General features: G+C 41.1%; 12 protein-coding genes and 1 pseudogene. 6 read left to right on the top strand and 7 right to left on the bottom strand.

The window, feature by feature from the left end:
• The first annotated feature begins 193 nt into the window (after positions 1-193).
• A pseudogene (locus SanJ4206_RS00940) lies at positions 194-1,303 on the top strand (IS110 family RNA-guided transposase).
• Positions 1,304-1,568: 265 nt separating this feature from the next.
• Here SanJ4206_RS00940 and dinB read toward each other — a convergent pair.
• On the bottom strand, positions 1,569-2,636 hold the full coding sequence (gene dinB / locus SanJ4206_RS00935) for a DNA polymerase IV (protein WP_022525442.1): 1,068 nt from the start codon (positions 2,634-2,636) through the stop codon (positions 1,569-1,571).
• A gap of 249 nt (positions 2,637-2,885) precedes the next feature.
• Here dinB and pflB point away from each other — a divergent pair, with 249 nt between their 5' ends.
• The 5 genes from pflB (at position 2,886) to SanJ4206_RS00910 (ending at position 9,117) form a co-directional block, all read left to right on the top strand.
• On the top strand, positions 2,886-5,201 hold the full coding sequence (gene pflB, locus SanJ4206_RS00930; protein WP_003029425.1) for a formate C-acetyltransferase: 2,316 nt from the start codon (positions 2,886-2,888) through the stop codon (positions 5,199-5,201).
• Positions 5,202-5,301: 100 nt separating this feature from the next.
• The gene (locus SanJ4206_RS00925) at positions 5,302-6,078 is read left to right on the top strand and encodes a threonine/serine exporter family protein (RefSeq protein ID WP_003029424.1); all 777 of its coding nucleotides are present in this window, start codon (positions 5,302-5,304) and stop codon (positions 6,076-6,078) included.
• A 3-nt stretch (positions 6,079-6,081) separates the two neighbouring features.
• Positions 6,082-6,531 carry a threonine/serine exporter family protein gene (locus tag SanJ4206_RS00920; RefSeq protein WP_003029423.1) on the top strand — a complete coding sequence of 150 codons (450 nt, stop codon included), beginning with the start codon at positions 6,082-6,084 and terminating at the stop codon, positions 6,529-6,531.
• A gap of 131 nt (positions 6,532-6,662) precedes the next feature.
• A complete protein-coding gene (locus SanJ4206_RS00915) occupies positions 6,663-7,835 on the top strand; it encodes a hydroxymethylglutaryl-CoA synthase (RefSeq protein WP_037582701.1) in 1,173 nt (390 codons plus the stop codon).
• 1 nt (position 7,836) lies between these two features.
• Positions 7,837-9,117 (top strand): hydroxymethylglutaryl-CoA reductase, degradative, encoded by a 1,281-nt coding sequence (locus SanJ4206_RS00910; RefSeq protein ID WP_003029420.1) that lies wholly within the window; start codon positions 7,837-7,839, stop codon positions 9,115-9,117.
• Between the two features lie 29 nt (positions 9,118-9,146).
• Here SanJ4206_RS00910 and fni read toward each other — a convergent pair whose 3' ends face one another.
• From fni to SanJ4206_RS00880, 6 genes are all read right to left on the bottom strand, one after another.
• A complete protein-coding gene (fni, locus tag SanJ4206_RS00905) occupies positions 9,147-10,163 on the bottom strand; it encodes a type 2 isopentenyl-diphosphate Delta-isomerase (protein WP_003029419.1) in 1,017 nt (338 codons plus the stop codon).
• On the bottom strand, positions 10,164-11,159 hold the full coding sequence (locus SanJ4206_RS00900) for a phosphomevalonate kinase (protein WP_003029418.1): 996 nt from the start codon (positions 11,157-11,159) through the stop codon (positions 10,164-10,166).
• The gene (gene mvaD / locus SanJ4206_RS00895; RefSeq protein ID WP_003029416.1) at positions 11,152-12,096 is read right to left on the bottom strand and encodes a diphosphomevalonate decarboxylase; all 945 of its coding nucleotides are present in this window, start codon (positions 12,094-12,096) and stop codon (positions 11,152-11,154) included. The genes SanJ4206_RS00900 and mvaD overlap by 8 nt, the downstream gene beginning before the upstream one ends.
• A complete protein-coding gene (gene mvk / locus SanJ4206_RS00890; RefSeq protein ID WP_003029415.1) occupies positions 12,078-12,956 on the bottom strand; it encodes a mevalonate kinase in 879 nt (292 codons plus the stop codon). The genes mvaD and mvk overlap by 19 nt, the downstream gene beginning before the upstream one ends.
• A gap of 165 nt (positions 12,957-13,121) precedes the next feature.
• A complete protein-coding gene (locus SanJ4206_RS00885; protein WP_022525439.1) occupies positions 13,122-14,057 on the bottom strand; it encodes a serine hydrolase domain-containing protein in 936 nt (311 codons plus the stop codon).
• The gene (locus SanJ4206_RS00880) at positions 14,054-14,794 is read right to left on the bottom strand and encodes a CppA N-terminal domain-containing protein (RefSeq protein ID WP_003029412.1); all 741 of its coding nucleotides are present in this window, start codon (positions 14,792-14,794) and stop codon (positions 14,054-14,056) included. Before SanJ4206_RS00880 ends, SanJ4206_RS00885 begins: the two co-directional genes overlap by 4 nt.
• Between the last annotated feature and the right edge of the window lie 54 nt (positions 14,795-14,848).

Raw genomic sequence — 14,848 nt, 5'->3', positions numbered from 1 at the left:
TGCTTTTTCTTTATGTTAAAGTAGAGGTGTCTTGTTAAGTCGAGGGTCTTTTTGACGCTTGATGTCGTACACAAAACTGGCAAGACACCTGTTTTAGGAAGAATGTTATCAAAGTATGTGGGACGCTTGACGTCGTGTATTGAAAATGACATCACTAAAACAAGGTATCATCCAAGACAAAGAGGGAATTATCATGCGGACTGTGTTTGGAATTGATGTGAGCAAAGCAAGTTCAGAGGTGGCTATTTTAGTCAACAGTGAGACGGTTCATGGCTACACCATGCCCAACGATACCATTGGATTCCGCCGTCTCTTAGAAGACCTGAAGCAAGTCCAAACACCAGAGATTGTTTTTGAAGCTACAGGAGCGGCTCCAAGCTTTTCTGGAGGAAAAGGGCTACACTTATACACGGCTCAATCCTTTGGAAACTAAGAAGCAACTGGATAGCCTGCGAGTTCGTAAAACGGATAAGATTGACGCTGAAAAACTAGCACAATCTCAATTTGTGCTCAATCGTAAACCGACCTATGTTCAAGAGGAGGTTTATCAAGACTTGCGGGATTTGAGTCGTTTCTATCAGAATCTGACAGAGGATACCGTTCGTACTAAGAATCGCCTTCACAAAGTACTGCAAGTGACCTTCCCAGAAATAGAGTCTATTTTATCAGCGCCAACAGGTGAACAATACTGGCAGCTGGTGAGGGCATTCCCAAGTAAAGCTTTCGTCCTGGAAGTGTCTGAGATGGAACTGACTGCCAGCATTCGGCAGTCTACAGCCAAACGCATCTCTGACAAGCGTGTCGCTTATCTGGTGGGGAAACTCATTGAACTAGCCAAACAGTCTTATTGTGCTACTTAGACAAAATGATAGAGCTGGCCAAACCTCTACCAGAATACGAGATTCTTCTCTCCATCCCTGGTATCGCTGAAACAACCGCCACATCTATCATAGGCAAATTAGGGGATATCCGTCGTTTTCAGTCTCCCAATCAAATCAACGCCTTTATCGAGATTGATCTGAGACACTATGAATCAGGGAACTATTTGGCCCAAGAACATATCACCAAGCGGGGCAATCCTTATGCCAGAAAGATTCTCTTCAAGACCATTCACAACATTGCTTCGGCCAGTCATACCAATCCTTGCCACATTGCGGACTTTTATGAGAAACGAAAAAGACAATCGCAGACGACTTCAACTAAGCCTCATACGATTGCCTCAATGCATCGCCTCATAAGGACAATGTATTACCTCATTACGCATAACAAACTTTACGATTACACTTTAACCCAAAATCATTAAAGCCGTCTATGCTCTATCATTGTAACACCTTATGAAAAAAATAGCTAGATAAGGTGTTGTTTTTGTGTACTCTTTTTCCAATCAAAAGAGCCGAAAAGGGCTAGGATAAACTATTAAAATCAAATCAATCATCAATTCTTTGACTGAAAAACATTGAATTCCTTGACAAATGGTAGAAAAATGGCTCCATAATCTCTGCAGTGGTGTTACCCACTACAGAAATTATAGAGCCAAAAAAGTTTGGAACTCCCCATTCCAAACTTTTTTACATCCCAAATCCTGTCACTGTCACTCCTAAAAGACGCACACCATTTGTCTGCTCGTCCAATCTATCATAAATCTCATGTGCAATGCGTTCAATCTGCTCCGCATCTTGCGTTCTTGTCGCTAAGCTCTGCCTTTTTGTCAATGTTGAAAAATCCGCATAGCGAATCTTCAGAACAATCGTCCTACCAGATTTTCCATGCTTTTTTAAGCTACGAGCTACCTTTTGTGATAAAAGGGTCAGCTCCTTTTTTATGTCGTCTTCGTTATGGAGCAATTTCCCATAAGTTCTTTCCTTGCCGATAGACTTACGAATACGGTTGACTTTTACCGACGAATTACTGATTCCTCTTGCCTTGCGGTAAAGGTCAAATCCAAATCGACCAAACAAGTCAATCAAGGTCATCTCAGGAATTTCTAATAAATCTGCTCCTGTGTAAACGCCCATATCATGCAGCTTTTCCACCGTCTTTTTTCCAACACCGTAAAACTTTGCCACATCCATTTGAGAGAGAAAAGATTCTGCTTCTTCTGGCAAAACAACTGTCAAGCCGTGAGGCTTTTTATAGTCACTAGCCATTTTTGCCAAAAATTTATTGTAGGACACACCAGCTGAACTGGTCAAATGAAGCTCTGTCCATATCTCGTGCTGAATTAGCTTGGCTATCTTGACAGCAGATTTCATACCCAGCTTATTTTTGGTCACGTCCAGATAGGCTTCATCAATACTGATTGGCTCAATCATATCTGTATATCGTTTAAAAATGGCTCGAATTTGCTGGCTGACTGCCTGATATTTTTCATAATTTCCCGAAATGAAAACCGCCTGTGGACAACGCTCATAAGCTTCTTTGGAGCTCATAGCTGAGTGAACACCAAACTTGCGCGCCTCATAATTGCAAGTTGAGACAACGCCTCGTCCGCCTGTTAAACGAGGGTCTGCTCCGATGATGACCGGCTTGCCTTTTAGTGCTGGATTGTCTCTTTCTTCTACGGAGGCAAAAAAGGCATCCATATCAATGTGAATGATTTTCCGAGATGTATCATTGATTAAGGGAAAAATTAACATCAATACATCTCCTTTCTCGACTCTGTTCTTTCTTCCATTATACAATTTTTATCATTTTTTCCAAAATATTTGAAAATATGCTGATTTTTTCAAAAATATAATACAATTTACGCTAGTTTTTAAATCTGTATTATAAAAGAAAGTGCTTTTATGACCAGATTCCATTTGTGGAAACGATTACTATATGATATACTTATTTTATAAATGTAACAGATTTGTGTTACTAGAAAGATACAAGAGGAAAAAAACATGGTTGTTAAAACTGTTGTCGAAGCACAGGATATTTTTGACAAAGCTTGGGAAGGCTTCAAAGGGGAAGATTGGCGCGAAAAAGCTAGCGTATCTCGTTTTGTACAAGCAAACTACACTCCTTATGACGGAGATGAAAGTTTCTTAGCTGGTCCAACTGAACGCTCTCTTCACATTAAAAAAATTATCGAAGACACAAAAGCACATTATGAAGAAACGCGTTTCCCAATGGATACACGTGCTACTTCAATCGCTGACATTCCAGCTGGATACATTGATAAAGACAATGAATTAATCTATGGTATCCAAAATGATGAATTGTTCAAATTGAACTTCATGCCAAAAGGTGGTATCCGTATGGCGGAAACTGCTTTGAAGGAACATGGCTATGAACCAGATCCTAAAATGCATGAAATCTTCACAAAATACGTAACAACTGTAAATGACGGTATTTTCCGTGCCTACACAACAAATATCCGTCGCGCACGTCACGCACACACTGTAACAGGTTTGCCAGATGCTTATTCACGTGGACGTATCATCGGTGTTTATGCTCGTCTTGCACTTTACGGAGCAGATTACTTGATGGCTGAAAAAGTGGAAGATTGGAACGCTTTGACAGACATTGATGAAGAAACTATTCGTCTTCGCGAAGAAGTCAACCTTCAATACCAATCATTGAAAGAAGTTGTTCGCTTAGGTGACCTTTATGGTCTTGATGTTCGCAGACCTGCTATGAACGTAAAAGAAGCTATTCAATGGGTGAACATTGCTTTCATGGCTGTCTGTCGTGTTGTCAACGGTGCTGCTACTTCACTTGGACGTGTTCCAATCGTTCTTGACATTTATGCAGAACGTGACTTAGCTCGTGGTACTTTCACCGAATCAGAAATCCAAGAATTTGTTGATGACTTCGTTTTGAAACTTCGTACTGTGAAATTCGCTCGTACAAAAGCTTATGACGAATTGTATTCAGGTGACCCAACTTTCATCACAACTTCTATGGCTGGTATGGGAAATGACGGTCGCCACCGTGTTACAAAAATGGATTACCGTTTCTTGAACACATTGGACAACATCGGTAACTCTCCAGAGCCAAACTTGACAGTTCTTTGGACGGATAAATTACCATACACTTTCCGTCATTACTGCATGCACATGAGTCACAAACATTCTTCTATCCAATACGAAGGTGTAACGACAATGGCAAAAGACGGCTATGGCGAAATGAGCTGTATCTCTTGCTGTGTGTCACCACTTGACCCAGAAAATGAAGAACAACGCCACAACATCCAATACTTCGGTGCTCGTGTAAACGTCCTTAAAGCTCTCTTGACTGGTTTGAACGGTGGTTACGACGATGTTCACAAAGACTACAAAGTATTTGATATTGACCCTATCCGCGACGAAGTACTTGAATTTGAATCTGTTAAGGCAAACTTTGAAAAATCACTTGATTGGTTGACAGACACTTATGTAGATGCTTTGAACATCATCCACTACATGACAGACAAGTACAACTACGAAGCTGTTCAAATGGCCTTCTTGCCTACACATCAACGTGCTAACATGGGATTTGGTATCTGTGGATTTGCCAATACTGTTGATACATTAGCTGCTATCAAATATGCTACTGTTAAACCAATTCGCGATGAAAATGGCTACATTTACGACTATGAAACAACTGGTGACTACCCACGTTGGGGTGAAGACGATCCTCGTTCAAATGAATTGGCAGAATGGTTGATTGAAGCTTACACTACTCGTCTTCGCAGCCATAGACTTTACAAGAATGCAGAAGCGACTGTATCACTTCTCACTATCACTTCGAACGTTGCCTATTCTAAACAAACTGGTAACTCACCGGTCCACAAAGGGGTATACCTCAACGAAGATGGTTCAGTGAACTTATCTAAATTGGAATTCTTCTCACCAGGTGCGAACCCATCTAACAAAGCTCGTGGTGGTTGGTTGCAAAACCTCAACTCACTAGCCAGCCTTGACTTTGGCTATGCAGCAGATGGTATCTCTCTCACTACACAAGTTTCACCTCGTGCTCTTGGTAAAACTCGTGAAGAACAGGTAGATAACTTGGTAACGATTCTTGATGGTTACTTTGAAAATGGAGGACAACACGTCAACTTGAACGTTATGGACTTGAAGGATGTCTATGATAAGATTATGAATGGTGAAGATGTTATCGTTCGTATCTCAGGTTACTGTGTCAACACTAAATACCTTACAAAAGAACAAAAAACTGAATTGACTCAACGTGTCTTCCACGAAGTTCTCTCAATGGATGATGCCCTTAGCTAATTCAATTCTATTCTCAAAAACCAGTTGGAAATTCCAGCTGGTTTTCTTCTTTTTTATGCTATAATAGACTTATTGTTAGTTAAAAGAAAAGGATATAGAAATGGTGGAGAAACGAAATTTAGAAAGGGAAGAACAATTCAATCTAGCTGTTGATGTCTTGATGTTAGCAGGCACACTTTTGCTTCAGAGTGGCTCTGAGATTTATCGGGTAGAAGATACGATGATTCGGATTGCCCATTCTCAAGGGATTATAGATTGTAATGCTCTCGCAATGCCAGTTGCTATTTTCTTTTCAATTGAAAACACCAACATTTCGCGGATGAAACGTATCACTCATTCAAATTACAATATTGAAAAGGTATGCGATGTCAATCAAGTATCGCGTGAACTGGTTAGTGGGGACATCAGTCTTGAAGATGCTTTTGAGAAATTAACTCAGCTAAAAAAGAAGAAAACACCTTACACAAACAGGCAACTGACACTTGCTGCTACTATTAGTGCCCCTTTTTTCTCTATCATGTTTGGTGGCAATCTCTATGATGCGCTCGGCGCTGCTCTTGCAACCTTCTTTGGCTTTGCCTTTTCTCTTTCGGTCAATAAATACGTGCGCATTCCTTTTGTCACAGCTTTTGCAGGAGCTTTTATTTTTGGTCTGCTGGCACAGATCTGGGCGCGCTATTCTGGCTTTCCTTCCAGTGCTGACTTAATCATCGCTGGTGCTGTCATGCCTTTTGTTCCCGGTATTGCTCTGACCAATGCCGTGCGTGATTTGATGACCAATCATCTCAACTCCGGAATGAGCAAAATCTTTGAAACGCTGTTGATCACTTTGGCACTCGGAGCTGGTACTTCCGTAGCTCTTGTCCTAATGAAATAAAAGGTGAATCCATTGACTGTCTTACTACAAGCTGCTGCAAGTTTTCTTGCAATTGTAATGTTCTTAATCGTTTTAAATGTTCAAAAAAGTATGTTAATCCCAGGAGGAATCCTTGGAATGTTCATCTGGCTTTTGTATTATGTATTAAAAGGCCCAACAAATGTGATTATTGCTACGTTTATTGCAGCTATTATCGGATCTTGCATTAGTCAAGTTTTGAGCATTCTCTATAAGACCCCTGCTGTCGTCTTTATCTTAGCCATTTTAGCTCCCTTAGTTCCGGGCTATCTTTCTTATCGTACAACTGCCTTTTTTGTTACCGGAAATTATAGTCATGCTATGGTTAATGCTACCTTGGTAGTGATTTTAGCCTTGGTCATTTCAATTGGAATGGCAAGTGGTACGGTGGTGCTCAGACTCTACCATTATCTGCAAAAACACCGTTCTTCGTAATTCAATAAAAACAACCAAACTGTCTAAAGCCCTTCTTATCTTAAGATGGTCTTTTTCTCAGTTTCCACTTGAATTATGATAAAATGGAATAGAATAATATTTACATGAAACCGAAATATATAGAGGTAATGATGACAATTGGAATTGATAAGATTGGTTTTGCAACAACCAACTATGTATTAAAATTAGAAAATTTAGCAGCCGCACGCAACATTGACCCAGAAAAACTAAGTAAGGGGCTTTTATTAAAAGAAATCAGTATCGCCCCTGTCACAGAGGATATTGTAACCATGGGAGCGAGTGCAGCAGCATCTATTTTGGCCGAAGAAGATAAACAGGCTATTGACATGGTAATTGTGGCCAGTGAATCTGGAATTGACCAAAGCAAGGCTTCTGCTGTTTTTATTCATGGTTTGCTTGGAATTCAGCCATTTGCGCGTAGTTTTGAAATGAAAGAAGCATGCTATAGTGCTACTGCCGCACTGGATTATGCAAAACTACACGTTGAAAAACATCCAGACTCAAAGGTCTTGGTCATCGCTAGTGACATTGCCAAATACGGGATTGGAACACCGGGCGAGCCGACACAAGGCGCTGGTTCGATAGCTATGCTCATCACTAGTCATCCACGAATTCTAGCCTTCAATGAGGACAATGTCGCTCAAACACGAGATATTATGGACTTTTGGCGACCAAACTATTCGACAACGCCGTTTGTCAATGGCATGTATTCTACGCAACAGTATTTAGATAGTCTAAAAACAACTTGGGCAGAGTACCAAAAGCGCAATCAAGTCTCTTTGAAAGATTTTGCAGCAGTTTGTTTTCACTTACCTTATCCAAAGCTAGCTTTAAAAGGTATGCGGAAAATCATGGATAAGACATTGCCAAGCGAACAACAAGCACAACTGCAAGAAAATTTTGAGCAATCCATTCTTTACAGTCAAAAAGTAGGTAACATTTATACTGGCTCCCTCTTTTTAGGTCTCCTTTCCCTGCTTGAAAATAGTACGACACTCAAAGCAGGTGACCGCATTGCGCTCTTTAGCTACGGAAGCGGAGCTGTATCAGAAATCTTTAGTGGGCAGCTCGTAGCAGGCTTTGAGCAGCAGCTTAAAGCCAATCGTATGGAAAAACTTGACAGCCGTACACCTCTGAGCATTCCAGATTATGAGAAGGTATTTTTTGAAGAAGCAGAACTAGATGAAAATGGCTCTGCTAGCTTTACAGGCTATGAAAATCAAGACTTTGCCTTAGCAGAAATCGTAGAACACCAACGTACATACATCAAGGTGGAAAAATAATATGAAGATAAGTTGGACGGGCTTTTCAAAAAAATCGCTTCAAGAACGTTTGCAAATTTTAAAAGACTATCACTTACTAAACGAGGATAATCAAACAAACCTTGAGCATAATCACATGCTCCCTCTCTCAACAGCCGACCAAATGAGCGAAAATGTTCTGGCGACATTTGCTCTGCCCTACTCTTTCGTTCCTGATGTTGTGGTAGACGAGCAAGTTTATCAGGTACCTTTCGTAACAGAAGAGCCCTCTGTCGTTGCGGCTGCTAGCTTTGCAGCAAAAATTATTAAGCGCTCTGGAGGCTTCAAAACGACTATTCACAATCGTCAAATGATTGGACAGGTTTCTCTCTATCAAGTAGCAAATATTGAAGCGGCTATAAAAAATATCCAAAATCACAAGCAAGAATTGCTAGAGCTGGCCAATCAAGCACACCCGTCGATTGTCAACCGCGGAGGTGGTGCGCGTGATTTACGTGTAGAATGGCTAAATGGCGAAGCTGAATTTTTAGTCGTTTATCTAACAGTTGACACCCAAGAAGCTATGGGCGCAAATATCCTCAATACCATGCTAGAAGCGTTGAAAACACCATTAGAAGAGTTGACTGGCGGTGAAAGCCTGATGGCAATTCTATCAAATTATGCGACAGAAGCCTTGGTAACTGCCACTTGTGAAATTGATCTTCGTTTTCTCAGTCGAAATAAATCAGAAGCCATTGACATTGCCAAAAAAATCGTGCTGGCAAGCCAATTTGCCAAGCAAGACCCTTATCGTGCCAGCACCCACAATAAAGGTATTTTCAACGGAATTGATGCTGTCGTATTAGCGACAGGAAATGACTGGCGGGCGATTGAAGCAGGCGCGCATGCCTATGCTAGTAGAAATGGTTCCTATCAAGGATTGACTACTTGGTCAATCAAGGAAGTTACTCAAACGCTCTGCGGAGAGATTACGCTTCCTCTTCCCATTGCTACAAAAGGGGGCTCTATTGGGCTCAACCCTACGGTGAAAGTTAGCTTTGACTTGCTAAAACAACCAACCGCCAAAGAGTTAGCCAGTATTATTGCGTCTATCGGCTTAGCGCAAAATTTTGCGGCTCTAAAAGCCCTGGTCAGCACCGGTATCCAGCACGGTCACATGAAGCTACAAGCCAAATCTCTCGCTCTTTTAGCAGGAGCTAAGGATACAGAAATCGCTCTTCTGGTTTCTCAACTCATTTCTGAGAAACATTTTAGTCTCAAAAGAGCACAAGAAATTTTAGAAAACATTCGTCAAAAATCATAGAAAAAAAAGAATCCGATAAGTGAAAAAACTCATCGGATTTCTTTATTTAGTTGATCTTGTGCTTCTCGCAAACGTCCATACAAAAGATAAGGCACTCGTCTTAATTCCGGCAAATTTTGGCAACCAAGTGCACACATAATCAAACGCAAATCTTCTTTCCAACCGTTTACAATCGTGATGACTTCATCCACCGAATATGTCTCAATCAATTCTAACATGGTGCGTGAAAGTCCTACAGCCTTAGCTCCTAACACAAAAGCCTTCACCATATCAAGCGGCTGCCGTACGCCACCACTCACCAAAATATCCATTTTATCCATCATCGGCTGAGCATTTAGTAAGGCTTGGAGTGTCGATTGCCCCCAATCATTGAGATAGTCTCGATTGCCACCGCGCCTGTTTTCAATATAGGCGAAGCTCGTTCCGCCACGACCAGAAAGATCAACCGTTCGAATACCGAGGTCATAAGCAGTTTCGATCGTTGCCAAATCCATACCAAAGCCAACCTCTTTCAACACTACCGGGACTGTGCTTTGCTCAGCATAGTCTTTTAAATGTGCTCGCCAAGTTTTAAAAGAGCGTTCTCCTTCTGGCATGAGCAATTCTTGCATGAGATTGACATGCACTTGCAAAAAAAGAGGGTGAAGGTCTGTGATTGCCTGCTGACCTAGGGAATACGGCTTATCCACTCCAATATTAGTGGCAAGGAGCAGGTTGGGCTTGTCTTTGCTGACAGCATAAGAATCATCTGCTGGATTATTCACGGCAGCACTGTAAGAGCCTGTGACAAAGAGAATACCGCAGGATTCTGCAACTTGTGCCAAGCGCTGATTGATGTCTTTCCCTTTCTCACTTCCACCTGTCATAGCATTGATGTAAAACGGAAATTCCCAATCTTTGCCTGCAAACTGCGTCGTCAAATCCATCTCGTCCAAATCATACTTAGGAAGCGAGCAATGAATAAGCTCCATGTCATCAAAACTGTTGTAGCCAGAGGTTTGCTCCAAAGCATACTTTATGTGCTCGTCTTTACGATTTTCACTCATTTATTCCCACCTCTCCTTATATAAAAGGACAACCTCTGCCCTTTGCCAACGTTCCACTAAGATTTGACTATCTGTCTCGCTAAATGACAATGCTATGCCGCAGTCACCACCGCCAGCACCGCTACTCTTTGCCACACAGTCCAATCCTTGACTGGCTCTTTTTAAAGCTCTCAGTTTTTCATTGTAAATAGCGGGGCTAAGTTCCGCCAATAGGTGGCTAACCTTTTCTAGGCTTTCTTTCATAATTTCTTTCTCACCAGCAAGCAGCGCCTTCTCCAGTCGAAGAACTTCTTCTTGTGTTTGTGTTAGAAAACTGGATGAAATTGCTGATTTGACCTGATTGATAAGATCTCTAGAAATAGCTGGTTCTTTTGTCCAGCCTACAAAAAAATCAAATGGATGATGTGGTTGGATTCTCCGAATGACAGTTCCCCAATCCTGAGCTAATATACTTTCTAAGGGCGACTCATTGATCTGCTCCGCTATTCTTTTGCGGTCAAAAGATTGGTAATAAATCAAATCTTCATAAGCGATACAAGCCACATCTCCCATTGAGCCATTGTCCCCACGTTTAAGAAGGACATAGGCTGCCAGCTTAAAGGTTTCCTCAGCAGATAACGCCAGACCATACAAGGCTGTTATTGCTCGTATGGTTAAAACTACGACACTCCCACTAGAGCCAAGACCAAATTTTTTTCCATCTTGCTCCATTTTTCCAGTAATGGTTAAGAAAAAGGGACGTAGTGAAATGGATCGACTTTGTAAAAACTCATTCATAACAGCAACCGTATCCTGAATGAGACTGTACTCATCATCAGGTGTCAAATCCACAGTATGGTCAAACATATCTGAAAACAATTGATAACGTTCAGAAAAATGAATTTTTCCCGTCATATAAATCGGAATATTTTTCAGAATCGCGCCTTGCCCCGCTGTCAATACAGAGTATTCCCCTGCCAAATACAATTTCCCGCATGTTCTTACTGTTTTAGTCATCTGGCAATTCCTTCGTTTTAGAGACAATGAGGCGGTATTTTTCTGCAAATATCGGCACCAAATGCTCCAAATCTTCTTCCAAACACAGCACTTTTACATTTGGTCCTGCATCCATAGTGAAATAACAACGCTCTCCTTGACTGCGTAATTGTTTGATGAAGTCCATTGCTTCATAGCTTTTTTCGGTCAGGTAAGAAAACACTGGCGTTGCTGTCTGAGTGGTAGCATGCATGGCAAGCGCATTTTTTTCTGTTAATTCTCCCACCTTAGCAAAATCATTGTTAGACAAATAAGTCAACATGGCTTTATAATCTTCTTCGGACTGTCTCACCCAATCACTAAATGTCGTGGAGGTTTCTGCACAGCGTTTCATTCCCTCACGACTTGAAATCGGCTTTTTCTGATCATACAAAACCAGCATTATCATCGCTAATTTCAAATCTGTCTTTACTGGATAAATCTCTCCGCTATCCTTGTCCCAAGCTGCAATCGGTCCATAAAAACTCCGTGAGGAAGACCCAGAAGCTAATTTTGCTTTTTGTGCTTGCTCTTTTGTGGACAAGTGCAATTCAAAAAAGTCATTACAAGCCTTAACAAGCGCAGACAAACCGCTTGAACTAGATGAAAGCCCCGCTGCTGTCGGCATATTATTTTTTGTATCAATTCGTACAAAACCAGCTCCTTGAGGACGAAAACGATCTATAATATTGCTCATTTTTTTATGTTCAGCTTGATCTTGCAGAACACCATTGATGTAAAATTCATCTGACTGGGCACTCACTGGTAAGCTAGACAGAGTTGTTTCTGTGTACATATTTTCCAAGGTCAAAGAAATACTGCTCGTTGCAGGAATTATCTTGACAGTATCTTTCTTACCCCAATATTTGATAATGGCAATATTGGCATAAGACCGCACCTTTACAGACTTTCGATCCATGTGTTTACCGCTCCTTTCTCTCTCAATAAATCAGCCAAACTGACAGCCTTTTCTTTGCTCGCCACTAGAGCGATAATGCAGCCACCTAGACCACCACCACTCATTTTCGCACCAAGTGCTCCATTTTCTTGCGCTGTGGCAACAAGCCAATCGGCTTCAGGGCAACTCACGCCTAGATTTTTTAAGCTGAGGTGAGCTTTTGACATGGCAATCCCGATTCTCTCTAAATCTTTTACTTTTAAAGCTTCTTCAACTTCATTGGTTAATTTTCCAAGCTGATGAAGATGTGGCAAAGCGGTCATTCCGAGTTGCTCAACTTCTTGGATAGCTTCCCGTGTATGCCCATAAATCCCTGTGTCTGCAATCACAAGATAGGCTCCAAGATTCGTCTCAAACTCTGAAAAACCAACATTTTTGATGAATTTAATAGCACGATCGCTTAAGCATGTCTTAGCATCTAAACCACTCGGATTCATGTGGGCAATCATCTCCGCTCGATTGGCTAAAATTTCCAGAGTTTCCCTATCCAACTCCTGTTCATAATAATCAAAAACAGCTCGAATCGCAGCAATACTCACTGCCGCAGAAGAACCCATTCCGCGCTTTTCAGGCACCATTGACTCAATCTCACAGCGAATATAAGCCTCTTGCACCCCTAGAAATTCCAAAGAAGCAAAAACCGCCATAGAAAGAGTATCTTCTTCATACAAAATCCACGCATGATCTGACGGCAAAATGCGACAAGTCACTTCAATATTAGTTAAAGGTAGAGCCAAAGCAGGGTAGCCATAGACAACGGCATGCTCCCCTATCAAAATAATCTTACTATGTGCCCGACCGACACCTACTTTTTTTGTCATATTCTCTCTCTACATCACAATACTTCATCTATTATTTTAATATAATTCATAGAAAAAAGCGATTGTTAGTAGTCAATTCCTTTTATATTCCAAACTAATTTATTTCAACTTTTAAAACAGCGAAAAAGAGCAGGAAATCCAGCTCTTATCCTAACTGTCTTCATTTTACAGATTTTGTTTAATCAAATCCATAAGCTTATTGCGGTCTAAAATCCATTGTGCACGTTCGTCTTTCTCATACGTTCGGTTGGAAAGGAAGATGACCGCTTTCTGCTGCAAACGATTAAACATAATAAATGTTCCTGTGTAGCCTGTGTGTTGCAACCACTCTTTGTCTAAATCCCAAGCAAGACTGCGTGTTTTCCCAATCTCCTTTGAGAAATTTTTTGTCAAAGTTGCTGCAAAGTCATCCTGTAAATAATGCTCCAAAAAGAGCTTCAAATCCCGAACTGTCGAAAACAAGCCTGCACTACCAGCGTGTCTGCCCAACACACGCGCTTTGGGGTCATGTACAATCCCTGCTTTCACACCGCGAACCGTTGGCACCGCTTGTGCGACAGGACCAAACGCTGTTTCTTTCATACCCCAAGGCTGAAAAATTTTCTGTTCAAAAATGTCACTCAAAGCAGAATGAAAAATTTCTTCTACCATAAAACCCAGCAATAAAAAATTCACATCAGTATAACGAAAACGCTTGCTATCAAGAACTTTCAAATGATTTAGCGCCTCTTTCAATTCAGCCGCATTGAGTGCATCTCGATTGGGGATAAAGGGATCTAGCCCTGATGTGTGAGTAGCCAGCTGACCTACCGTGACAGAATTGTCATGAAAAGCGGGATAATATTGTGTCAGAGGCGCATCTAAATCGAGTTTTTTCTCATGGAATAGAACAGCCAAAATCGTTCCGACACCCACAACCTTACTGACACTTGCTAAGTCATAGACCAGTCCTGCTCGGCTTTTCTCACTGCGCTCAGGATTACTCTCACCAAGATAATATTCTTGCCACTCTCCACGAGTATACAAAGCTAAGCTAGCTCCAGGATAGATTTGTTGTGCTATCTGTTCTTCGACTTTTGAGAGTATCTTGCTTGAACTCATACCGCTTCAATCCAAACTTCAATTTGGCTCTCATCTTTGGTCAGGAAAAATTTGCCCGATTTAGGTATAAAATTTTCTCTTCCTTGAAATAAATCACGCAACGCTTCCACATTAAATTGCTCAACTGTAAATTTAATCATTGCCAAATCCCAAGTTTGAGTACTCTCCGTCAGCAAATCTGGTCCGCTTGCTGGTGAGAATGTTAGAATAGACTGACTTCCTAGCCATTCCTGATAAAAAGTGACTGCTTTTTCCTTATCTGGAGCATTGATATGAATCTGCTCTATAGTAAATTGACTGAGCCCAACAAAATCCTCTAGCGGCGTAAATGCTGGTGCAATCATCACTCTCTGCAAGGTTGTCCAATCTTCCTCGCTATGCAGTAAAAACGTATCTCCTTCCGGCGAAGTTGCTTCAAAAGCATAGCCATTATCACCTTGGTAAAGATAATCAACTTTGCTGCCACGCGCTAAAAGTGCTTCAATTTCTCGTGAATCGGCTACTTTAATAACAATTTTCGCTAATTTCTTAGTCCCAACAACTTTGCGAGTGCGCATACTGGGCGATTCCTCTAGCTGCAATTTTTCAACTTTTGTCTGATCTCCAAGGCTGACAAAAGCTCCTTCCTCTAGCAAATTTTTCATTCCTAAAGTTTGACAATAAAATGCGAGATTGTTTTTTCGATTATTGATTTTTAATACTGGTATCGTATTTACAATTTTATTTGTTGAACACATAAATTCCTCCAAGCCTTTCTATTTTAAATAATTTTTGTGTATTTTACAAATATT

The organism is Streptococcus anginosus, from assembly GCF_001697145.1.
Taxonomy (GTDB): Bacteria; Bacillota; Bacilli; order Lactobacillales; family Streptococcaceae; genus Streptococcus; species Streptococcus hominis.
Note: the sequence above shows the minus strand (reverse complement) of the source record. Positions and strands in the feature narration are given on the sequence as shown.